This window comes from Caballeronia sp. 11_S32 (assembly GCF_056930355.1).
This window is the reverse complement of the sequence record NZ_JBXOWH010000006.1, coordinates 202398-223367: the sequence shown is the minus strand read 5'-3', so window position 1 is coordinate 223367 and position 20970 is coordinate 202398. Positions and strand designations below refer to the sequence as shown.

Sequence of the window (20970 nt, the reverse complement as noted above, 5' to 3'; positions counted from 1 at the left end):
CGACGAGCTGGAATCTCTCGCGCGCCTGCCGACCTTAGGCGACGCGTTGATCAAAGCCCGCAAAAAGGGGCTGCGAGTCGTATCGCGCTACCAGACCTACACGCAACTGGTGGACGTCTATGGCGAGAATCTTGCTGAAACCATGCTCGGCAACCATCGCACGATGGTGGCGCTCGGCGTCGGCCGCATGGGTGAAAAAACCGCCGAGAAAATGTCGCGCGCCCTGGGTCAGCACGAGATCATGCGCCAGCGTTCGGGACGCAGTCGCCGGGCGTTCGGCGGCCTCGGGACGAACAGTCAGAACGAGGAGATCAAGCCGGAATCGGTCGTGCTCGCCTCGGAACTGATGCGCTTGCCGAACCTGGAAGGGTATCTCGCGTTCCCCGGTGACCTGCCGATCACGAAATTCAAGACTGAATCGGTCACCTGCACCCGAAGGAGTCGAGTGCCCGGCATCGTGTCGCCCGATGGCGAAATCCGGGGGCGTCCTGATGCTGAACATCACGACAATCAAGCGCCAGAACGTAGGCAAGGTGGTGAGCCACTACGCCGACGGCGCGGACGACTACTATGCGAAGGACGGCAGCGCCATGCAGTGGCATGGCCAGGGCGCCGAACCGCTGGGCCTGGTCGGCGCGGTCGAACAAAGCCGCTTCGCGGAGTTGCTGGACGGCCGGATCGTTGAACACACGCACCTGCGCCGGACGAAGCCGTCGGAGGCTCGCAAGGAGCGGCTCGGCTAGCTTCGCTACGCTCGCATCGTTTGCGGCGTCCTGCTTATTCGCGTCAGCTTTCGTCCAGACCACCTGCATCACTTTATCGGTCTCGTTCTGGGCCTTCTTTACATTATTTCGGACGCCGGACGCCGGACGCCGGACGCCGGACGCCGGACGCCTCCGCAGCCGTGGTCGCCTTTCCCTCCCGTCGCGCCCTTGGCGGGCTTCGTTGGCGTCGGTCTGGGCGGGGCGTTGTCCTCGTCGGCTGAGGCCGGCGCCCTTAGAGTAGTCGCCAAGCATGCGAATGCGGCAGCTGATATGAACCTTCGATGGTGCCGATATCGTGGCCCGTGAACGTTCCCAACTGGCTCCCCGAAACTGGCCGAAGCGGTTCAAGTATTAATATGCTTACCTGGAATGCTGCGCACGAGCGAAAGACTCGGCCTTGTAGGCCAGGATGCGTAGAATGACTGACAATTCCTGATCTTGATCTCCGTGCAACGGGACATCTCATGCTGCAGCCATTTGCGTCCTCGGAATCCTTTACGATCGGAGTCGAACTTGAGGTTCAAGTCGTCAATACGCATGACTACAACCTGACGAAGGCGACAACGGAGTTGCTGAGTCGAGTGAAAGCAAATAACTTTGCAGGCGCGATCAACCCAGAGACAACGGAGGGAATGATCGAGTTGTCCACTGGCGTCTGCAGGAGCTTCGATCAGGCAACCAGTGAGCTGAAAATTCTTCGCGACACGTTAGTGCGGGCCGCCGACTTCCTCAACGTGGGGGTCTGCGGAGGTGGGACAAATTTCTTCCAGAATTGGTTCGATCAACGTTCCGATGGACGCGAACGCTCCGAATACCTTATGGGGCTGTACGGGGCGCTCTATCAGCAATTCACGATTTTTGGTCAGCACGTGCATGTAGGTTGCCCCGACGCTGACTCGGCGCTCGTTCTACTGCATTCGCTCTCGCGTTATGTTCCACACTTCATCGCCCTGGCTGCGTCTTCCCCTTTTGTACAGGGCAGCGACACGCAATTTCAGTGCGCCCGGCTCAATTCCGTCGCGCCATTTCCATTGGCCGGGCAAGCACCTTTCGTAACGAAATGGTCGGAATTCGAAGAGTACTTTGATCGCATGACGAACACGGGACTCGTCAAAAGTCTGAAAGACTTCTACTGGGACATTCGCCCAAGCCCGGGTTTTGGCACGGTCGAAGTTCGTGTCATGGATACGCCGCTACGGGTTGAGTGGGCCGCCGCAATCGCGGCTTACATCCAGGTGCTTTCACGCTATCTGCTGATCGACAAGCCCGTGCGCCTTAGCGAGCGCGATTATGAAGTCTACCGGACGAACCGGTTCATGGCTTGTCGCTTTGGCCTGGATGGAACGTGCGTGAATCCGGAGACTGGCCATCGCGGTCTGATTCGAGATGAGATTCTCTCTACGCTAGACGCGGTCGCACATCACGCCCAAGTCCTGGGTGCAGAAGAGGGCCTCCATATCATCAGGCGCACAGTCACCGCTGGACTTAGCGATGCTGCGTGGTTGCGCCGCGTGTACAGTGCGCATGAGTCGTTGCATGAGGTTGTGAGACAGCAATGCCAGGTTTGGCGCGGAGCGCAGACGCCTGATCGGGTGGGTGCATGACAACATAGTTTCGAAGCGACGACGCGCGCTGTCGTCGGATCATGCCGCCCTCGGAGAGCCCGACTCCGCGGGAGTTCGATATGCGGCAAATTTCGACAGGGATATACAGATGCCCGAGTCGCCGTACAGGGATGAGGTCGACGTGTTGATCATCGGTGCCGGCGTTTCGGGCATCGGCATGGCTTGCACGCTGACGACCGAGTGCCCGGCCAAGACCTGGACGATCCTGGAGCGTCGGCAAAGGTTGGGCGGCACGTGGGATCTTTTTGCTTATCCCGGCGTCCGATCGGATTCCGACATGTTGGCCTATGGCTACGGGTTTCGCCCGTGGCTCGATGCCAAGGTGCTCGCAGACGGTGCATTAATTCGTGATTACCTTGCCGACACCGCGCGCGAATACGGCGTCGACAGACATATCCGCTACGGGATGAAGGTCACGATAGCCAGTTGGTCGTCGTCGCCGCGGCGCTGGACCGTGACGGCGTGCGCCGAGGAGGACGGAAAGACTATCATCCTCACCTGCGCGCATCTGGTCATGTGCACGGGCTACTACGATTACGATGCCGGCTACATGCCAGACTTTCCCGGTATCGACCAGTACACGGGTGACGTGCTGCATCCGCAGCACTGGCCGGAAGGCGTCGGGATGGAAGGCCGGCGCGTCGTTGTAGTCGGCAGCGGCGCCTCGGCAGTGACGATCGTTCCGGCCGTTGCCCGGGAGGCCGCGCACGTCACGATGCTGCAACGCACGCCTTCTTACATTCTTTCTTTGCCGTCGAGGGATGCGCTGACTGAAGCACTAAGCCGCGTGGTGTCGCGACCATGGGCCTTTCGGCTCGCACGCAGACGCAACATCATGCTCGCGCACTGGATTTATCAGGCTTCGAGGAGGTGGCCGGCAATGATGCGCGCCGCACTTCTATGGCAAGTGCGCAGACAGCTTGCCGGAAGCCCCGACATGGCACACTTCACGCCGCCCTACATGCCATGGGACCAGCGTCTGTGCATCGTACCCGATGGTGACTTCTTCGTAGCCCTACGGAGCGGCAAGGCTTCCATCGTGACGGACCGGATCGAAGGTTTCGAGGGCAACAAAATCCTGCTCGCCTCGGGCGGGGTGCTCGAAGCCGACATCCTGGTTACCGCCACCGGGTTCAACGTGCAGACCTTTGGCGGCATCCGGATCCTCGTCGATGGCCGCGGCTATGCCCCGCAGCGTCACATGCTCTACAAAAGCGTCCTGATGGAGAACCTGCCGAACTTCGCGTGGATCGTCGGCTACACGAACCAGACCTGGACCTTGAAAGCGGACATCGCGGCCGCGTACATCTGCCGGCTGATCAAACATCTCGATGCGCACGGACTTGGCACATTTTGCCCGAGGGACACAGAAGGGTGCGCGGTGGACGAGTCGGTGTTCGGCAATCTCACCTCGGGATATGTCATGCGCGCGAAAGACGTCGCACCTCGGCAGGGAAGTCGCGCTCCCTGGCGCGTCACGCACCACTATCCGACCGACAAAGCGACGCTGCTGGAACAGCCTGTCGATGACGGGGTTCTATGCTTCGAGATCGACGGTCGTCGTCCGCGAGAATGAGGGACGCTGACAGACAGAGGATGGGCGCGGCGTCCCATGCATGCTTAATTCTAGTCGTCTCGGAGGCAACCGGACGCGCGCATTGGTGAATGTGCCGATGAATCTGCCATGATGTTTCGCGCCTGAAGTCGTGGGCTTCGGCAGCATGACCGCAATTCGCGCGTCTGCGCACTCGTTGATCTGAAGCCCGCTATAACAGCCACGATCCGCAATTGCCCGCAGACCTGACCTGCCCATCGTATCGCGCGCAGCGTTCGCAATAGGACTGAGCTGCGCGAGGTCACTTCCAGAGTTTGTAACCTCGTGAGCCACGATGAGGTGCTGTCTGGCGTCAACGGCCACTTGTACGTTGTAGCCCACCATTCCCGATCCTTTAATGCGCGTCGGCATGGAATGCGCGTCGGGATCTCGCCCGGAGCATTCGAGCTCAAGCACGACACCATTAGGCAGTGTCGCCGACAAGCGCGCCAGCGGTGCAGCTCGCGGCGACGGACGGTGCGACTCTCGTTGCAGCGACGGCTTCGGGGATGGCAGTGCTGATTCCGCAGGAGTCGACACCGGTGACTCGTCGATCAAGCCGACCGGCACGAAGGTTGACGGTGCTTGCGCGATAGCATTACGTGAAACGCCGGTAACGTCCCGTCGTTCTTGCAGCTGTACCCATTTGCGTAACTGGTTCGCATTGACCCCAGCCTTCAGTGCCAGAGCAGCCAATGACGCGCCCGGTTGGCGGCATGCTTCGATCAACTTACGCTTGCCCTCCGGATCGTATCGATGCTTGCCATCCGCGCACGTCCTGGTCACTGGCAGAGGGAGAAAGTCAAAGTCAGTGTCGGTCATCATTTGCGTCCGCAATTCAAGTCTGCGAACGCAATCGTGGATTGATTCGGCCGCGCCGGCTGTGTGCGGAGAATTTCGCGCTTACGTCTTTATTGAATATCGGCTTTTTGTCGAGGGCTGCCAGAGCGCGGCGTCGAAGCAGCTTTATGCCTGTCGCTGCAAGCCTGCGCAATGCCGTGGGACCATGCTGGCACCGCGTTGCTGATCACGTCGTCCTGTTTTATTGACCGATGATCGGATTTTTCACGCTCGGATTCGGTTCCGACGCGAGTGACGTGCGCATGATCATCGAGTTGATCTCGCAGGGCGGCACGACCTTCCGCTGAAAGGTGAATCGACTAATCTGGACTATCTTCACGATCAAGTCCTCTGAGCGCGATGACGGTACCGCAGACGATGCAGCAACGGGATATCTTCGTCGACAGCCGTGACGTGATGTTGCACTGGAGCAGCTGCAGCGGCACGCCGCGGAGGCGGCGCACGCGGCACTGGAACTCTTGACGAAGGAATATCCGCGTGACGGCGCGTTGCCCTCGACGACCGTCCTGGTCGGCCAACTGGAGTCCGGAGCGACCGCACCCTTCGCTGACCATGAAGCCCTGGGCGTTGCGCGCCGCCACCTCGAGGGCGTGGTGATACCCGCGGCCCGGCGCGTTCTTCCCGCCCAGACTGTTCAGGCCTGGATGGCTCCGTTCTGGCGAATGCTCGCCCACCGAGCCAGGCCTTGCCTATTATGGCGGTGAAGCGGAGCACCCAGCCGCGCCGCTTTGGCTTCTCGCGGGCGACTGGCGCAGCGCGCGCGAATCGGTTGAGGTGATCGCGTCTTGCTGGCGGATTCCGCCACCGCTTGGATGGATGACCGAGGCGCAGTACCGCACGGGTGGACTGGATGCCGCGTGGCCGTAGCTCGCGGAGCTAGCATGGCTTGCGCCGCAGCGGTTCAAGGGGTTGTTGTCTGGACTAGGTGATGCATCACTTGACTTGCTCTGCCGGCGCTTCGATGCGGAATTTCCCGGTACGGGCGAGTTGGACGATTACGCGTGGTTCCCGACCTAGTTGTTGATGGTCAAGCCGGTACTGGCCGCCCGATTCGAAACGGCGCGTGTGCGGCGAGATCAGGCACCATCGCGCGCGACGGGCACTGCTGGGAGAAATCCTGCGCCGGGAGCACGAAGGCGACCAATACGAACTCGTCAGACTGCGTCGGGAGTTCAGTCAGCTGCACGGGGTGCTCTTTGAAGCGTACATGGCCTCCCGAAAGGTTCATCGCCGTTGACCCTGACGATCGGCGATGGTGACCGTCGCTGAGATTGTCGTCGCAAGGAGTCGGAGGGGCAGTTTTACAAGCTGCGACTCCTCAACGGCTCTTCAGAAACGACACTGGTTGCGCGTCGGTCGTCTGTCTTAGACTCGATTCGTCTCCAAGAGCAAACCCTTTGCGCTGCACCTGACGATGCGCTTGATTATCAATTCGGCACTCGCTGCGTTTGCATTCGCCTCGTTCGAAAAATCGCGACTCGTGAAATCATTTTCATGATGCCCATTGCAAGACCTAGCGCTATAAAGATCCTGATCTCTCGGGTCTGGTCTATCTGCCCCTCGGATGGGCCAGCACCTTTAAAGCCGACGCGGGCCCCGCGTCGGCTTCTTTTCTAGCGTTCGTTTTTCATTGAACATAAGCTAAACATGTTTCGTCTTTCGTCTTGGCAAAGCCGCGCGAGCATTCATCTCAAGCTATGACTAAAATGGCAGCTTTCTTAAGCTCTTATATGTTGGGTGAAGCTCGTAGCGGTGACACAGGAACGATTCGCGTAGCGCGTGAGCGAGTTCACTATCGTCTAACCCGGACAACTCGATCGTGGGTATTTTCCCGGTGCAGATGGTTGGGTATCATCGTGCGTTCGATCCTCACTCATATTCGACGCTGCGCATGAACGCCATCAGTCTCGCTGACGCCCTTCGTTTGGCGATCAATATTCTGCGCGAGGCAGCCGAAAGCCGGGCAACGCCCTCAGGTCTTGAAATGGACCCCGGTCTCGCCCAGCTTCATGCGGATGCCGCTGAGATACTCGGCATTTCCCTTGGCGACCTCGTTGACTTTGAGTGAGCACCAGCGCCGAGACGTTGACTTGCTACACCGCAATCTTCCTGCTTGTAGCAATGTCCACTCCGCCAACGTTTGTTAGATTCATGGTTCTGGCCGCTTTGAGGCGTCAGCTTCCTCACTGCAGATGACTCCTCCTGCGAGCCCGCAGCGACCCAGATGACTGCTCCGGTTCGTGACCACTCGTTCGGACTTCTCCGATGTCGACGTTAACCTCGACAGGATTGCCTGCAGCCGAGCTGAAACGCCGAATGGGCCTGATTTCGAGGCTGCGCGATATTCCAATGTGCCACTTGGTCGAGGTCGCTGTTACGCCGGTGGTCAATCAACTGTTTGTGGACCTGGAGCGCGACTTTGGCTGACTCGACTGAATGACGCAGCGCGCGGTGGACGTTCCCAACAATACCAGTTGCAGGCGAAGGGTTCCCTCCCGCTCTTGCCGCTGTTGCGTTCACCCCGCTGGGCTGACGCTAAAGTTTGTCTATAGCGACGACCTGTCTCATCATGTTGAACAGCGGCGGCTCCGCCTATCTTAAGGGAAAGCTGCGCGCCTCTGCGCCTCGCTGCGTTCATCTGCGGTTTAGGTCGCGAAGCGTCGTTATATCACTTTTCAAACATTTGAAGAGGTTTGGCGATGAATCAGCAACTTATCCTTCATCCAGTCATTGTCATGTTTATCCTGACCGGCGCGGTTTGGCTGTTCATGTACATCAGACGCCTCGTCTATATTCTGGGCAACAAGATAGACCCGCAGAGCGTGGCCACGCCCGAGCTTTTGAATTCAAGAATTCCCGCCAATATCAACAGCCCGTCCAACAATCTGAAAAACCTTTTCGAACTTCCAGTACTTTTCTATGCACTTTGTCTCGTTTTGATACTTACCCAAAGGGTCGATGAGGCCTACCTTTATGCCGCCTGGACATACGTCGGTTTGCGTATCGTCCATAGCGCCGTTCATTGCACGGTCAACATCGTCATGTGGAGATTCATCGTCTGCGCCTTGTCGAGCTTTGTTCTGTGGCTGATGGTCATCAGGCTCGCACTGCAGATGCGTTGAGACCTAATCCGTTCGTGCGCTCGACAGCGATGCCGCCTGTTCGTTTTTCCACGCTACGCTCGAGCGCTTGTCGCGAACGTTCGTCGCTGAAGACCACTAACTGAAGCGCTGCGTGGATTGCACTCAGGCGCATCGTCGGCGCATCCGGCGGGCATGGTGCCGATATTTCACGCCCCGACGGCGAATGCCACGTCCTAATGCCTCGTTGCCGCGACGCATGTGCGCGCGGTCGTTCTACAAATCCGCAAGTTGGGCGGAAGAAGCGACATTGGGCTAATGTGGAAGAGATTCGGACGCTGCCCGACGCGCTGCCGCGACCCATCGGTGAGCGCGAGCGCGCACCAAACCGCAAACCATGCGCCCCGGACCTGATCCCATGCACAGCTTCCATCAACAGGGCGTAGCCTTCTTGCTTTGATGCTGCCCTCACCTGTACGGTATCCGACGAGCAATACCTATCGGGAGCATCTCAATCCTAGTGAAGCGGCGCGTGGTGACAAACGCAACTGTCGTCAGCATTGGAAGCACTGGATCCAGCGCGAGTGCCTCTCACTTGGTGAACGAACTTGGCCGCCACCATCCATGCGCTACGCAGCCGATGCCGGCGTGACAGCGACGGGCGGTAGTGGGTCGACCCCTGTCTGCGGCGATCTATGGCCGACCACGGCCGCCGGATCTGCGTAGGGCCGGCGTCGGCCACGCTCTGCCACTATCGCGAGGTTGCTGACGGGCACTCGAACGTCGCCTACGCACCTCAAAGCCCGCAGCGATAGGTCGCGTCGACGCGACCTTCGGGGCGACCGCTATCGAAATATTTGATTGGCATTGCGAAAGAAAGGTCGACTAGGAAAGGGCGTGAACCGTGCAGCCCCTTCTGAGTCTGTGAGCGCTTTATACATAACCTTTGCAGTTTTCCTTACGTTTTAATGTCGAAAAACTATACTTAGATCGGTTCCTCTGTGCGCTGCGCGTGGGCCGAGTGCCGCCACCGCCGGCTTTGCGTTGCGACCGCGCTGATCTGAGCATCGCGGCCAAAAAACAAAGGTGAACATGATCGAGCGAATGTCATGAACACGAAAAACTCGACGTGTCACGTGCTATTTCTCAAGGTTGCGTTTGCTGGCCTTTCGGTTTGCACGGCACAACTTTCCAGCGGCGCAGGTGTAACCATCGCTACTCTCAACGGCCCGGCCATGCTGGAACTCAAGAAGCTGTCCGCGAGCTTTGAGAAGGCGAACCCCGATATCAAGCTGAACTGGGTGATCCTTGAGGAAAACGTGCTTCGTCAGCGCGCGACGACTGATATCACGACGAACAGCGGCCAGTTCGACGTAGTTGCAATTGGTACGTACGAAGCGCCGCTGTGGGGTAAGCGCGGCTGGCTGGTGCCGATGACCGACCTGCCGGCCGATTACGATCTCGACGACGTCGTGAAAACGGCGCGAGATGGCCTATCGTACAACGGCCAGCTCTACGCACTGCCGTTCTATGTTGAGAGCTCGATGACCTATTATCGAAAGGATTTGTTTCAGGCAGCTGGGCTTGCGATGCCGGATCAGCCGACCTACGACGAGATCAAGCAATTCGCCGATACGCTCACCAATAAGTCGAAGGGCGAGTATGGAATCTGTTTGCGCGGCAAGGCGGGTTGGGGCGAAAACATGGCGTACGTGTCGACAGTGGTGAACACCTACGGTGGACGCTGGTTCGATGAGAACTGGAACGCCCAGATCGATACGCCGGAGTGGCACAAGGCGATCAGCTTCTATGCGGATCTCTTGAAGAACGACGGGCCGCCCGGAGCGAGTTCGAACGGCTTCAACGAGAACCTGACGCTGATGTCATCCGGCAAGTGCGCGATGTGGATCGATTCGACGGCCGCCGCGGGCACGCTCTACAACAAGGCGCAGTCGAAAGTGGCGGACAAAATAGGCTTCGCTGCGGCTCCGGTTGCGGTGACGCCGAAGGGGGCGCATTGGCTGTGGTCTTGGTCGCTCGCGATCCCCAAGACCTCGAAGTCGCAGGATGCCGCGAAGAAATTTGTTACTTGGGCAACGTCGAAAAAGTACATCGAAATGGTTGGAAGGGACGAGGGTTGGGCATCCATTCCTCCGAGCAGAAGGTCGACCTTCGCACGTCCCGAGTACAAGCAGGCTGTTCCGTTCGGAGAATTTGTATTGAAAGCAATCGAATCGGCCGACCCGAACGATTCTTCGCTCAAGAAGGTGCCGTACAGCGGGATTCAATTTGTAGGGATCCCCGAGTTCCCGTCTTTCGGGACCGTAGTGGGACAAGCAATTGCGGGCGTCGTCGCTGGACAAATCAGTGTCGACGCAGCGTTGAAGGCGGGCAACGCTGCCGCAAATCGCGTTGTTATGCAGGCAGGTTATCAGAAGTGATGCCCTGAAACCGGCCTTCGCGGTATCAATGGGCAGCTCCGTCGCTGGTCAAAGCTATTCCCCAACGCGTCGAGAGGTGTCCCGACTACTCGTTGGGCCGCCTAGAAGGCTAGCTGCGCGCATCGCCGTCGTTGGGCGAGTTGCGTAACGGCTCCCGCATGACTGGAGTCCGTCTGAATGGCCGCAATGTCTCTGGGAACCGCCGTGGAGGCCGCGCTCGACCGAACGGCGCCGATGGGTCGTTTATACCCTTCGAATGAGAAGCTGATGGGTCACTTCGGCGTGACATGAATGTTCAGCGTAAGGTTTTTATACAACGGTGCTTGAGACGCCTTCCCCGTCCCATACAACTTTATCGTGCCGCTGAAGGTGACCCCAGGCCATGGTCCACTGGGCTGCCTTGTACGATACGGCCCCGCGAAACTAGCCGGGCATACTTGGCGGTCGTAGTCCTGCGGCCGTGTGGCATCCTTGGGCTGGTTGAAGTCCACCCACACCTCGGCATTCTGACTCACCTGCCCGCCGACGAATCCATCGCCCACAGGTAGAATCCCGCGATTCACGGGCGGCCCGACGAGCACTGACGAAACTGTCGGGCGAGGAGGCTTTCCTCCGACAGTGACCAAGTCGTAACCGCACTGAACGTCGATCAAACCGCCAGTCACGGCGATCGTTCCGATTCCTCCCGAGGCATGCGCCAACAGCGCGGCATAAAAGGCGTGTGCACCCGGCAGGGTCGTCGAAAACTCGTTGGGATTCTGCGGATTTGCTGTCAGCCCTGGCATTTCGTTACCGGTGAGATCGTACACCGACCAAGTGGCCTCCGGGAGAACCGCAGACGTAGTTGGAGGAACCGGGATCCGGCTACGCTGCCGACGATGGCTTCGCCATGGGATCAGGCTCGGCCTCCGTATCGGTGCCGGTCTTGCTGGTGCCGCGATGGACGGTTGCGCCGGTTTCATCGAGCAGATCGTCGAGGACGGCGGGAAGATCGTGGATATCGAAATGACTGGTCATGGCGGTCAGAGCGTTGAATGAATCGTTCGTAAAACTCAGCAAACGTCATTCCGCTATCCCGCGCGCGCCGTAGGTCCTCGACCTGCCGAATGCATGCGAACAGTAGGCGGAGAACGGCTCATTCATCCATTGCGATAACCGTGCAGCGGGAAGACCCGGCCTCGATCGACGGGCGAATCCTGCTCGATGAACTTAGCGCCATGCTCGCGATATTCGGGTCCGGCCGATCGAACGATATAGCGCCTATTTCTGCCAGACGGATGCGCGCTGCTTTGAAAAAATGCTGGTCGAGGTATGACGTCCGCTCCCACTGCGCCGCATCAACTGTCGATAAGCGTTTGACGGCATGCAAATTGCGCTAACCGCGTCGACGCCCGGCGGGCCGACTTTCACCGGCTCGATACCGCCGAACACCCAAGGAGACGTTCATAGCTAACACGTTTCAAGGTTCCGACCCGGTCGATTCCCTCATAACGGAAAAGGCTGAGACTGCATATGAATTCGCGACCAGCGCAAACCGGCCTTCTTCGAATGAGAACGGGGAGTCATCTGCGTCCGGCAATGATATGCGTTAGGTCGTTAAAGACAGGCTCTCCGATGTCCGGGACGGAATGGCGACGAGATATCGAGCGGCAATCGAAACAACCGACGACTTCGTGCACGACAATCCGTGGAAGGCTATCGCGCTGGCCGCAGTCGGCGGTTTGGTGATCGGGATGCTTGCTTCGCGTTGAACTAGTCGACTGCGTCATTGATTTGGCACCTGGCGGATTCGACGCGAAGGATCGTCATACTTCCACTTGATCGGCTTCGGATTTTTGTTGTGCTCGCGGATGTAGCGCATGAGTTTGCGATTCAGATCCTTTACTGAAGTGAAGATGCCCCGGGCGATCACATCACGCTGGATGCGCGAGAACCAGTTTTCCACTTGGTTAAGCCACGACGAGTAGGTCGGCGTGAAGTGCAGACGTACGTTGCGATGCGCGTTGAGGAAGGTGGCCACCCGCTCCGTCTTATGGCTACTCACGTTGTCACAGATGACATGGATTTCTCTGCGTTTGGGCTGGCTGGCCACGACGTCGGTCAGGAAGGCCACAAACTGTTCGCTGGTGTGGCGCGGCGCTGTTCTGCCCAGCACCTCGCCGGTCGCAGTATTGAACGCCGCGAACAGGCTGAGCGTGCCGTTGCGCTTGTACTCGAAGCCGTGACTCTCGGCGCGCCCCGGCGACAGCGGCAGCATCCGGTCCTTGCGGTCGAGTGCCTGAATCGCGGTCTTCTCGTCCACACAGAACACCGCTGCGTGCGCCGGCGGGTTCAGGTAAAGCCCGATCACGTCGGCTGCTTTGGCCTCGAAGTCCGGGTCGTTGGAGACCATGTGCCGCTCCAACTGCTGCGGCTTGACCCCATGCTTGCGCCAGATGCGCTGCACGGTCGAGACCGACACGTCGCCGAGCTCTGCCGCAAGCTTATAGCTGCTCCAGTGTGTCGAGCCGTCGGTGGGTTTGTGCTTGAGAGTACGGTTGAGCACACGCGCCTCAAGTCTGGCTGGCGGCTGCTTGGGAGCGCGCCCGGGATGTCGGGCGTACATGCCAGACAGTCGCTCGCTAAGAAAGCGCCCCGACCAGCGCGCGATGAAGCGCGAGTCGCAACCCAGTGTGCGCATGATGCTGTCGCGCGATTCGCCGTCCTCGAGCATCAGGATCAACTTCGCGCGTCGTACGTCCGCCGCACGCACCGTTCGGCTGCGCGCCGCCGACAGCAGTTGCTCGCGTTCGGTATCGGTCAGATTCATTTTGCCCATGACCCGCATCTGAACACACTTGGGGTGCCAATTCAATGATGCAATGCACTAGATTGAGCGACCATCGGCGACCACCTTTTCAGTATCGCCGATCGTCGCGTTTAATTGAATCCTTTGCAAATCACTCGTTCGTCGGATCGCCCGAGTGTTCGACACCCTTCTCGATGTTGTCCTTCTGATCGCCGTAATCCTTGCGATTGGCACCGTTGGTGATCTCCACGTCGCCCTTGACCTTGCGGTCCTCGTCGCCCGTCACCTTGCCGATCGCGGTGTCAGTCCAGCCCTTGACCTGTTCCTTGAAGCCTTCCTTCTGGTCCTTGTTCATGATTTTCTCCGTTCGGTGCAGGCGTGCGGCGCCGCACGCGCTGTCAGATCTCGACCTATGCAGCATGTCGTGTGCCGGCTATCATCGACGCGCGAGGAACACGCAATGCTTGACCGCCTGCATTCCTTACCCGCAGCGAGTGCCACCATGCGAATCCGGCTCAAACCTCTCGACCAACAGGTCATCGTCATTACGGGCGCAACGAGTGGAATCGGGCTCGTCACCGCGCGCACCGCTGCGAGACGCGGCGCCAGGCTAATGCTCGTATCGCGCGACGAGAAGGCGCTTTCCTCACTCGCCGACGAGTTGTCGGGAGATCGAAGCGATAGCGTCGCGTATGCTGTCGCCGATGTCGGCGACCGAGAACAGTTGCAAGCCGCCGCGGATCAAGCGATTTCGCGCTTCGGCGGCTTCGACACCTGGATCAACAATGCAGGCGCCTCGTTGTACGGGCGCTGCGTCGATGTGCCGCTGGAGGATCAGCGCAAGCTCTTCGATACGAACTACTGGGGTGTGGTCAACGGCTCGGTCGTCGCCGTGCAGCATTTGCGGGAACGGGGCGGCGCGCTGATCAATCTCGGTAGCGAACTATCGGATGTCGCCATTCCGTTGCAAGGCGCGTACGTTGCATCGAAGCATGCCGTGAAGGGCTTCACCGACGCGTTACGCATCGAACTCGCCGACGAGCACGCACCGGTCTCGGTGACCCTCGTCAAGCCCGCGGGCATCGACACACTCTTCGTCGAGCATGCGAAAAACTACCTGGATCATGAGCCGAAATTGCCACAGCCGGTGTATGCGCCCGAGGTGGTCGCGGAGGCCATACTGCACGCCGCGGCTCATCCGCGGCGCGACATCTATGCGGGTGGCGCGTCGCGCGGCATGGCCTGGTTCGGGCAATCGGCGCCGCGCGTGTATGACGCCGTAACGAGCCGGCTCGGTGTGAAGGCCCAGCTCACGAGCGCGCCCCGGCGCGACGGCGATAGCCTGTATGAGAGCGGCACCGGCCTGAGCGAGCGGTCCGGACGACACGGCCGGGTCCGCGAACGCAGCTTCTACACCGATGCGCATACGCATCCCGCGAGTGCGCGTGCGGCGCTCATGGGCATCGCGGGTGTGCTGCTGGTCGCGGCGGCGCGACGCTATGTACGCGAGACACAGGGACGTCGGCTTACCCGCTCCCTGCGCTGAAAGTGCGGGTCATGACAGGCCGTGTGCGAATCGGCATCTCCGGCTGGCGCTATGCTGGCTGGCGCGGCGTATTCTATCCGCCGAAACTTGCGCAGGCGCGTGAACTCGAATTCGCGTCGCGCCGGGTGCAGAGCATTGAGATCAACGGTTCGCATTACTCGCTGCAACGTACATCCAGTTGGCGTGCATGGCGCGATGCGACACCCGACGAATTCGTTTTCAGCGTAAAGGGTCCTCGCTATCTCACCCACATGCTGCGGTTTCGCGACGAAACGGCTATCCCTGCGATGGCAAACTTCTTCGCGTCAGGCTTACTGGGTCTTGGCGAAAAGCTCGGCCCGTTTCTCTGGCAGTTCCCGCCGAGCTTCGCTTTTCATGCTGAAGATTTCGAGCGCTTCCTCACACTCCTGCCACAGGATACGGCCTCCGCAGCGGCATTTGCCCAGCAGCACGACGCGCGAGTCAAGGAACCGTGGTTCGATGCGCCGGGGAAAAAGCGAGCGTTGAGGCACGCCGTGGAAATCCGGCATCCGAGCTTTCTGGACGAGACATTCGTAGGCTTGCTGCGCAGACACGGCGTTGCGCTGGTGGTATCGGACTCCACGGCTGGCTGGCCGTACGCAGAGGACGTGACCGCCGATTTCGTTTATATGCGTTTGCACGGCACCGAAACTCTTTACAGCGGCGCATACACCGACGAGGCGCTCAACGCATGGACGCATCGCATCATGGCCTGGGCAAAGGGAACGCAGGCCGGGGACGCACGGCTTATCACGACGCGTAAGCCGCGAAGTCGCGCATCGCGCGATGTATTCTGTTACTTCGACAACGATCAGAAAGTACAGGCGCCGTTCGATGCCGAACGGCTGCGAGAACTTCTCGAAAGAAGCTCCTTCAGCGTTTCATCGCGCTAATGAAATCCTCAATGAAGCCGTCAATTGGCCAACGCCTCGCGTTCGAGTTCGTCCAGCGGAAGGTGACGCACGTCGCGGCCCTTGACGACAAACACAAGAAACTCAGCGATGTTCTTGGCGTGATCTCCGATGCGCTCCAAAGCTTTGGCTATGAACAGGTATTCGAGCGCCACCGCGATGGTTCCGGGCGCTGCGTTCATCTGCATGGCGAGCCTGCGGGAAAACAAGCGGAACAGTTCGTCAATGGCTTTGTCGTCGCGCACGATCCGCGCGGCGTCCACCGTGTCCATTCGTGCGAATGCGTCGAGCACACGACGCAGGACGGAGTGAACCATCTCGCCGCATTTCTTCAGCTCGGCCACGTGGAACGATGCCGCTTCACCACTTTCGGAAATGCGCCGCATCCGTTTGGAGATCTTTCGTGCTTCGTCGCCCATGCGTTCGAGGTTCGTCACGCACTTGGACATCGCCATTAGTAACCGGAGATCGCAGGCGGCCGGCTGCCGCCGGGCGATCACATGTTGTATTTCATCGTCGATTTCGATTTCACGCGAGTTGAGAAGCCGCTCGCTGTCGCGGATTTCCAGTGCGAGCGCCGCATCGTACGCGCTCAACAGTCGCAGGCAGCGTTCGATCTGAATTACGACGAGACCACCCATCTCCAGGAGATGGGTCGAGAGCGCATCGAGCGAGGCGTCGAATGCGCGTGAGAGATGCTTGTCTGGCATGGCGAATACCCGGTTCACGCCCCTTATGGTGAGCGCTGAAGTCGCGTCGTCCCGAGGTGGGACTTCACGTCTATCGTGCTGGCAATAACGGTATATACCGTTTCATGGTAACCGCGCAAGCAGATAATCGCTCGAAGAAGCGTTCAATTCGCTAAGCAGATAGAGATTCGGCGCGACGCGCGTCGAGCAGGTTAATGCCTCGTCGTGAGTGTCCGGAGGACGCTCCTTTCGGACGCGAATGGCTCGTGAGGCACGCACGATGTGGTACGTCGAGTGCTCGAATGAAAGCATTCTCCTATGCCGAAAGACCCGCCTAATGCGGGTCCTCCGGCACTGTGCCTGTCGAGGTTTATTCCGTGAGAGTCGAGTTCCATGCCCCGCCCACAGCGGTCATGTCGAAGAGACCGAGAGTTCTGGGCTCGACGTCGTTGATCATCGCGTTCGCGCTTTTCATTTGCATCGACCGGTACTACAAACGAGCGGCGACTCATCCGGTCGACCTGGTCGTCCTTTGGCTCGCTGCTCAATACTGCATTGCGGCGGTTCTCTTCTGTTTCTGGCCCACTTCATCTACGAGGACGCTGAAGGAGAAGCTACTCGTCGCCTTGCTGATTGGCGGCTTCATGGGCGGCGCAACCTTGCCGAAGGTCGTCGCCTTATTCAATAACCTCGGTGGCCCGCAGGCGCCATGGTGGTTCTATCGCATTCCGTTTCCGGCGATTTCCGTCACGGCCTGCACTCAGACGGTCATGGTCGCCGCGGTCGAGGCAACCATGTGGGTCGTCGCTTGCGCGATTGTGTTCAAGCGGAAGCCGTGACCTTGGCCCATCGGGTCTGCACAAGCAGCGGGCCGCGAAAGCTTTGGCACCACGATTGCTGGTATCGCGCAATGCCACCCTCGGAGACGATCATGGCGTCCATCTCGAAGCCGCTGTCCCGAATCCTTTTCCTCACACTTAGCCTCGCCGCGTTCACTCAGGCAGGCGTCACGCAGGAGAGCGCGGACAGGCGCGGCGATCATGCCCGAGGCGGCGGTCCCCAGCTTCAGCTCGTCGCCACGTTCGAACATCAGGTCACTGGCGTGACGGTCACGCCGGATGGCCGAACCTTCGTCAACTTCCCCCGCTGGACGGAGGATGCGCCCATCTCCGTTGCGGAGCTCGGCGCGTCCGGCGATCTGCGTCCTTATCCCGATCCCGAATGGAATAGCTGGCGCAACGCGCGTCGCGACGAAGTCACGCCGCACGATCATTGGGTATGCGTGCAGTCCGTCGTGGCGGACAAGCATGGCAACCTCTGGGTGATCGATCCGGGCGCGCCGGCGCAATCGCTCGTCGTGCCCGGCGCGCCGAAGCTCGTGCGGATCGATCTCGCGTCGAACCACGTCGCGCAAGTCTATGCGTTCGATGAAACCATCGCGCCACAAGGAAGCTATCTCAACGACGTGCGTATCAGTCCGGACGGGCATTTCGTCTACATCACCGATTCCGGCGTGCGCGGAGCGATCGTCGTGCTCGACACGGCGTCGGGCAGCGCACGACGCGTTCTTGACGGCGATCCGAGCACGCAGGCCGACAAGACCGTCACCGTGAAGGTCGATGGCAAGCCGCTGCAACAGACGGATGGCAGGCGTGTGAGCTTTTCCGCGGACGGTATCGCGCTGACGCCGGACGGGCGTTACCTCTATTGGCAGGCGGTCAAGGGCAAAACGCTTTATCGCATCGCAACCGATGCGCTGCAGAATGCGCAGCTCAGTCCGCAGCAGGTCTCGGCGCGCGTGGAGACGGTAGGCATCGACGGACCCGCGGACGGGCTCTGGTTCGACGGGCGTGGACGTCTCTATGTTTCATCGGTCGAGCATCATGCGATTCGCGTGCGTGACGGCGAGCGCATCGACACGCTGCTACGGAATCGCGCTTTGATCTGGCCCGACACGTTCTCGGAAGGCGCCGACGGCACGATCTATATCACCGATTCGCGCATTCCCGAGATGAGCTGGTTCGATCCGCAGAGTCCGAGCGCGCTGCCGACGCGGCTGTATGCGATTCGAGGACGCTAGCGCCGGCGACGCCGGACTGGGCGTTACTCGTTCACCGTGGATATTGACGCAGAAAGAGGAAAGCAGCGTATGGAACAGCATCTCGATGGCCGGCGCGTCCACGTCTTCTGCTCGGGTCTGGCAGCGGGACTGGCATCGGCCTCGGCGGCCTGCACCGGTGCGCAGCGCGCGGGTCATGCGCCCTACGCCGCGCTGAATGCCGTGACGCATTGCGTGTGGCCCGACGCATCGTCGCACGAAAGGCCGAGCATCCGCTACACGGCGCTCGGCGCGACGATCCACATGGGCAGCGCGGTGTTCTGGGGCGTGCTGTTCGAAGCGCTGTGCGGAAGACGGAGCCGTCCCGCGGGAATCGTAAGCGCTGCCGCGGCGACCGCGCTCGTTGCTTATGTGGTCGACTACCACGTCGTGCCGAAACGCTTCACACCGGGATTCGAGACGCATTTGCCGAAGCGCTCGCTCGCCATGACCTATGTCGCGTTAGCCGCGGGATTCGCAATCGCCGCGCTGGCGCGACGCGCGTCCGGCTGAGGTCACTCGCCGCGCGACGCTTCGTGCTTCACTCCGCGAGCGGCGCATCGAGCACGTGATGCGCGGCGATGACCGAGCGTTCGTTGATCGCGGGCGGTCGCGTCTTTCTCGGCCGGAAGACGGGATCGCCTCGCTTGATGTGCTCGCCGCTGATGGAGCAGACCTCTTCCACGCGTGCTCTGCCAAGCGACCAGACTTGTTCGGCGAGGCAACCCAGTTGCGAGTCCGACCACGACACGCTCGCCGTGCGGGACGTCAGACGCTCTCGTATCGTGATCGACACATGACCGTTTGCGGCCGGGCGCATCGCTGCTGAACGGCGCAACGATTCATGGGATGGTACGAGGCAGTCGAACCAGGTTACGCGCGATTCGAATGCCGTCTGAGTATTGTCGATGGTCGCCATGGGCTGCTCACTTGTTTGCGAGTGTCTGTCGATCGCGGCATGCGCCGGCTCTGTTTTCATAAGACGCATTCGTCATGCCGAAACAGCGCACGGCGCGACGCATGGTCGTGTCCGGAAGCTTTCGGTATCAAACGGGGGGGGTTTGCGCGACGCGACCGGACTCCGAACCGCGATCCACGCGCAGTTGCGCGGTCTCGTCGGAAATGGAGCGGCCACGCTTGTAATGGTTGTCCAGAGAAGCGTTACCTCGAACGGCGATTCGCGAAGTACCGGTGCAGGAGCGAGGTCGCGCTTGCGCCATGCAGGACGACGGAAAGGACAATCGTCGCGAGCACGATCGGCGCAATCGGCCGGACGTGTTCCCTGCCGGCCTGTTCGAGAGCGAAGAGCAGGTAGTAGAAGGCGCCGACGCCCCGTATGCCGAGCCATCCGGCAAGCAGGCGCTGCGGCCGGTCCATGCAGGAACCGGCGAGCGATATCGTCGCGCTGAGCGGACGGGCGACGAAGAACAGAAAGAGCGCGGGCCATATGACCTGCCAGTGGAGAAGCGCCTGCCAATGCGCCGACACGACGCTCCCGATCAATAGCATCAACGCGAATTCGACCAGCCGTTCGAACTCGAGCGCGAACGCCATCATCGTCTCGGCCATGTAGGCGTGCGCGAGCTCGGGATCGCGGGCGGCTTCCTCGCGCTCGCCGCGTTCGACCGATTCGAGCGCCTTGCTGGGCGGAGTCTTGCCGGTTGCGGCGAGCTCCTGCCGGCGCAAGGCCGCGCCGGCCGCGAATACCGCGATGAATGCGTAGCCGTGCACGAGCAGCGCCGCGCCATAGGCAAGCGCCATGAGCCCGAGTGCGATGAAGCCTTCGAGCCCGAGCGCCTGCCGGTAGCGCGTTCGCAGGCGAATCACGAGGCGCACGACGCCCGATCCGATTCCCCAACCGATGACGAGCGCACTGACGATGCCCCAGGCGATCGCCGCAGCGAAGGTCCACGGATTGCCGCTGCCGGGGCTTGCGCTTCCGCACAGCGCGAGCGCGATCAGTGCGAACGGGTACGCGGCGCCGTCGTTGCAGCCGCCCTCGGACGAAAGCGCGAAGCGCAACGGCTCATCGTCGCCGGCCTTGCGCACGCGCAATTCGTTGGCGAGCACGGGATCGGTCGGGGCGAGTATCGCGGCGAGCAGCAGCGCGGGTCCCGACGCGAGGCCGAGGCCGAAGCGCGCGGCGACATACACGAGGCCGATCGTCAGGATCATCGCCGGGCCTGCGAGCCGCAGCGTGAGCCGCCAGAGTTCGTTCGAAAGCGGCACGCGCAAATGCATGCCGATCGCAAAAAGCGAGACGACGAGACCGGCTTCCGTCAGCACGCGCAACAGGCGCAGATTCCCTTCGATGTCGGGCTCGAGCAGGCCGGCGCCGGCCCGGCCCAGCGCGAATCCCGCGACGAGATAGACCATGGCGCCGGTCATTGGCAGGCGCGAGATCACGCCGCGCATGACGGCCATGAGAATCAGCAGCGCGCCTACCACCATGAACCAGACCGCCTCGATAACCACCGCTGACTCCTTGACTTCGTTGAGCGCGCTTGCCGGCGATTCACGCTCGTCGGCAACGCGGTCGAGCAATCGACATT

20 protein-coding genes and 2 pseudogenes are annotated in these 20970 nt (G+C 60.4%); 14 read left to right on the top strand and 8 right to left on the bottom strand.

The window, feature by feature from the left end; translation table 11 throughout:
* Positions 1 to 46 precede the first annotated feature (46 nt).
* The 4 genes and pseudogenes from AC1Z32_RS39775 to AC1Z32_RS39760 all read left to right on the top strand — a co-directional run.
* Positions 47 to 352: pseudogene (locus AC1Z32_RS39775) on the top strand (TraM recognition domain-containing protein); the annotation flags it as partial.
* 139 nt (positions 353 to 491) lie between these two features.
* The gene (locus AC1Z32_RS39770; RefSeq protein WP_483484342.1) at positions 492 to 743 is read left to right on the top strand and encodes a relaxase domain-containing protein; all 252 of its coding nucleotides are present in this window, start codon (positions 492 to 494) and stop codon (positions 741 to 743) included.
* A 485-nt stretch (positions 744 to 1228) separates the two neighbouring features.
* Positions 1229 to 2368: a YbdK family carboxylate-amine ligase gene (locus AC1Z32_RS39765; RefSeq protein ID WP_483484341.1), complete on the top strand. Its 1140-nt coding sequence runs from the start codon at positions 1229 to 1231 to the stop codon at positions 2366 to 2368.
* A gap of 109 nt (positions 2369 to 2477) precedes the next feature.
* Entirely contained in the window at positions 2478 to 3965 is a 1488-nt protein-coding gene (locus AC1Z32_RS39760; protein ID WP_483484340.1) for a flavin-containing monooxygenase, read from the top strand.
* A gap of 99 nt (positions 3966 to 4064) precedes the next feature.
* Here AC1Z32_RS39760 and tnpA read toward each other — a convergent pair.
* Positions 4065 to 4805 (bottom strand): annotated as a pseudogene (tnpA, locus tag AC1Z32_RS39755) (IS66-like element accessory protein TnpA); the annotation flags it as partial.
* Between the two features lie 1858 nt (positions 4806 to 6663).
* Here tnpA and AC1Z32_RS39750 point away from each other — a divergent pair.
* The 4 genes from AC1Z32_RS39750 (at position 6664) to AC1Z32_RS39735 (ending at position 10365) form a co-directional block, all read left to right on the top strand.
* Positions 6664 to 6912, top strand: a complete 249-nt coding sequence (locus AC1Z32_RS39750; protein WP_483484339.1) for a hypothetical protein — start codon at positions 6664 to 6666, stop codon at positions 6910 to 6912.
* Positions 6913 to 7109: 197 nt separating this feature from the next.
* Entirely contained in the window at positions 7110 to 7271 is a 162-nt protein-coding gene (locus AC1Z32_RS39745; RefSeq protein WP_483484338.1) for a hypothetical protein, read from the top strand.
* Positions 7272 to 7543: 272 nt separating this feature from the next.
* The gene (locus AC1Z32_RS39740; RefSeq protein ID WP_483484337.1) at positions 7544 to 7966 is read left to right on the top strand and encodes an MAPEG family protein; all 423 of its coding nucleotides are present in this window, start codon (positions 7544 to 7546) and stop codon (positions 7964 to 7966) included.
* A gap of 1067 nt (positions 7967 to 9033) precedes the next feature.
* Positions 9034 to 10365 carry an ABC transporter substrate-binding protein gene (locus tag AC1Z32_RS39735; protein WP_483484336.1) on the top strand — a complete coding sequence of 444 codons (1332 nt, stop codon included), beginning with the start codon at positions 9034 to 9036 and terminating at the stop codon, positions 10363 to 10365.
* A 272-nt stretch (positions 10366 to 10637) separates the two neighbouring features.
* Here AC1Z32_RS39735 and AC1Z32_RS39730 read toward each other — a convergent pair whose 3' ends face one another.
* Complete coding sequence (locus tag AC1Z32_RS39730) at positions 10638 to 11174, bottom strand: hypothetical protein (RefSeq protein WP_483484335.1); 537 nt, start codon at positions 11172 to 11174, stop codon at positions 10638 to 10640.
* Positions 11175 to 11229: 55 nt separating this feature from the next.
* On the bottom strand, positions 11230 to 11382 hold the full coding sequence (locus AC1Z32_RS39725; RefSeq protein WP_483484334.1) for a hypothetical protein: 153 nt from the start codon (positions 11380 to 11382) through the stop codon (positions 11230 to 11232).
* 611 nt (positions 11383 to 11993) lie between these two features.
* Here AC1Z32_RS39725 and AC1Z32_RS39720 point away from each other — a divergent pair.
* Complete coding sequence (locus AC1Z32_RS39720) at positions 11994 to 12116, top strand: ElaB/YgaM/YqjD family protein (protein WP_483484333.1); 123 nt, start codon at positions 11994 to 11996, stop codon at positions 12114 to 12116.
* Between the two features lie 14 nt (positions 12117 to 12130).
* Here the strand turns inward: AC1Z32_RS39720 and AC1Z32_RS39715 are convergent, their stop codons facing one another.
* Both AC1Z32_RS39715 and AC1Z32_RS39710 read right to left on the bottom strand, forming a co-directional pair.
* Positions 12131 to 13192, bottom strand: a complete 1062-nt coding sequence (locus AC1Z32_RS39715; RefSeq protein WP_483476817.1) for an IS630 family transposase — start codon at positions 13190 to 13192, stop codon at positions 12131 to 12133.
* A 112-nt stretch (positions 13193 to 13304) separates the two neighbouring features.
* The gene (locus AC1Z32_RS39710; protein ID WP_483484332.1) at positions 13305 to 13508 is read right to left on the bottom strand and encodes a CsbD family protein; all 204 of its coding nucleotides are present in this window, start codon (positions 13506 to 13508) and stop codon (positions 13305 to 13307) included.
* 147 nt (positions 13509 to 13655) lie between these two features.
* Between AC1Z32_RS39710 and AC1Z32_RS39705 the strand changes: the two genes are divergently transcribed.
* Positions 13656 to 14699, top strand: a complete 1044-nt coding sequence (locus AC1Z32_RS39705; protein WP_483484331.1) for an SDR family oxidoreductase — start codon at positions 13656 to 13658, stop codon at positions 14697 to 14699.
* Between the two features lie 11 nt (positions 14700 to 14710).
* Entirely contained in the window at positions 14711 to 15613 is a 903-nt protein-coding gene (locus tag AC1Z32_RS39700; RefSeq protein ID WP_483484330.1) for a DUF72 domain-containing protein, read from the top strand.
* 20 nt (positions 15614 to 15633) lie between these two features.
* On the opposite strand, the gene phoU is transcribed toward AC1Z32_RS39700, so the two are convergent.
* Positions 15634 to 16341: a phosphate signaling complex protein PhoU gene (gene phoU, locus AC1Z32_RS39695; protein ID WP_483484329.1), complete on the bottom strand. Its 708-nt coding sequence runs from the start codon at positions 16339 to 16341 to the stop codon at positions 15634 to 15636.
* A 356-nt stretch (positions 16342 to 16697) separates the two neighbouring features.
* On the opposite strand from phoU, the gene AC1Z32_RS39690 reads away from it, so the two are divergent.
* The 3 genes from AC1Z32_RS39690 (at position 16698) to AC1Z32_RS39680 (ending at position 18931) form a co-directional block, all read left to right on the top strand.
* Positions 16698 to 17159, top strand: a complete 462-nt coding sequence (locus tag AC1Z32_RS39690; RefSeq protein WP_483484328.1) for a hypothetical protein — start codon at positions 16698 to 16700, stop codon at positions 17157 to 17159.
* A gap of 92 nt (positions 17160 to 17251) precedes the next feature.
* Entirely contained in the window at positions 17252 to 18400 is a 1149-nt protein-coding gene (locus AC1Z32_RS39685; protein ID WP_483484327.1) for an SMP-30/gluconolactonase/LRE family protein, read from the top strand.
* A gap of 69 nt (positions 18401 to 18469) precedes the next feature.
* Positions 18470 to 18931, top strand: a complete 462-nt coding sequence (locus AC1Z32_RS39680; RefSeq protein ID WP_483484326.1) for a hypothetical protein — start codon at positions 18470 to 18472, stop codon at positions 18929 to 18931.
* Between the two features lie 28 nt (positions 18932 to 18959).
* On the opposite strand, the gene AC1Z32_RS39675 is transcribed toward AC1Z32_RS39680, so the two are convergent.
* A complete protein-coding gene (locus tag AC1Z32_RS39675) occupies positions 18960 to 19238 on the bottom strand; it encodes a DUF3331 domain-containing protein (RefSeq protein ID WP_483484325.1) in 279 nt (92 codons plus the stop codon).
* Between the two features lie 341 nt (positions 19239 to 19579).
* The gene (locus tag AC1Z32_RS39670; protein WP_483484324.1) at positions 19580 to 20962 is read right to left on the bottom strand and encodes a cation:proton antiporter; all 1383 of its coding nucleotides are present in this window, start codon (positions 20960 to 20962) and stop codon (positions 19580 to 19582) included.
* Positions 20963 to 20970 lie beyond the last annotated feature (8 nt).

Excerpts from the sequence above, each read along its gene's own strand:
- AC1Z32_RS39735 (WP_483484336.1), top strand. The coding sequence starts at position 9,034 with ATGAACACGAAAAACTCGACGTGTCACGTGCTATTTCTCAAGGTTGCG.
- phoU (WP_483484329.1), bottom strand. The coding sequence starts at position 16,341 with ATGCCAGACAAGCATCTCTCACGCGCATTCGACGCCTCGCTCGATGCG.
- AC1Z32_RS39725 (WP_483484334.1), bottom strand. The coding sequence starts at position 11,382 with ATGACCAGTCATTTCGATATCCACGATCTTCCCGCCGTCCTCGACGAT.
- AC1Z32_RS39705 (WP_483484331.1), top strand. The coding sequence starts at position 13,656 with ATGCGAATCCGGCTCAAACCTCTCGACCAACAGGTCATCGTCATTACG.
- AC1Z32_RS39765 (WP_483484341.1), top strand. The coding sequence starts at position 1,229 with ATGCTGCAGCCATTTGCGTCCTCGGAATCCTTTACGATCGGAGTCGAA.
- AC1Z32_RS39710 (WP_483484332.1), bottom strand. The coding sequence starts at position 13,508 with ATGAACAAGGACCAGAAGGAAGGCTTCAAGGAACAGGTCAAGGGCTGG.
- AC1Z32_RS39760 (WP_483484340.1), top strand. The coding sequence starts at position 2,478 with ATGCCCGAGTCGCCGTACAGGGATGAGGTCGACGTGTTGATCATCGGT.
- AC1Z32_RS39680 (WP_483484326.1), top strand. The coding sequence starts at position 18,470 with ATGGAACAGCATCTCGATGGCCGGCGCGTCCACGTCTTCTGCTCGGGT.
- AC1Z32_RS39770 (WP_483484342.1), top strand. The coding sequence starts at position 492 with ATGCTGAACATCACGACAATCAAGCGCCAGAACGTAGGCAAGGTGGTG.
- AC1Z32_RS39675 (WP_483484325.1), bottom strand. The coding sequence starts at position 19,238 with ATGCGCCCGGCCGCAAACGGTCATGTGTCGATCACGATACGAGAGCGT.
- AC1Z32_RS39745 (WP_483484338.1), top strand. The coding sequence starts at position 7,110 with ATGTCGACGTTAACCTCGACAGGATTGCCTGCAGCCGAGCTGAAACGC.
- AC1Z32_RS39740 (WP_483484337.1), top strand. The coding sequence starts at position 7,544 with ATGAATCAGCAACTTATCCTTCATCCAGTCATTGTCATGTTTATCCTG.
- AC1Z32_RS39685 (WP_483484327.1), top strand. The coding sequence starts at position 17,252 with ATGGCGTCCATCTCGAAGCCGCTGTCCCGAATCCTTTTCCTCACACTT.
- AC1Z32_RS39720 (WP_483484333.1), top strand. The coding sequence starts at position 11,994 with ATGGCGACGAGATATCGAGCGGCAATCGAAACAACCGACGACTTCGTG.
- AC1Z32_RS39715 (WP_483476817.1), bottom strand. The coding sequence starts at position 13,192 with ATGCGGGTCATGGGCAAAATGAATCTGACCGATACCGAACGCGAGCAA.
- AC1Z32_RS39700 (WP_483484330.1), top strand. The coding sequence starts at position 14,711 with ATGACAGGCCGTGTGCGAATCGGCATCTCCGGCTGGCGCTATGCTGGC.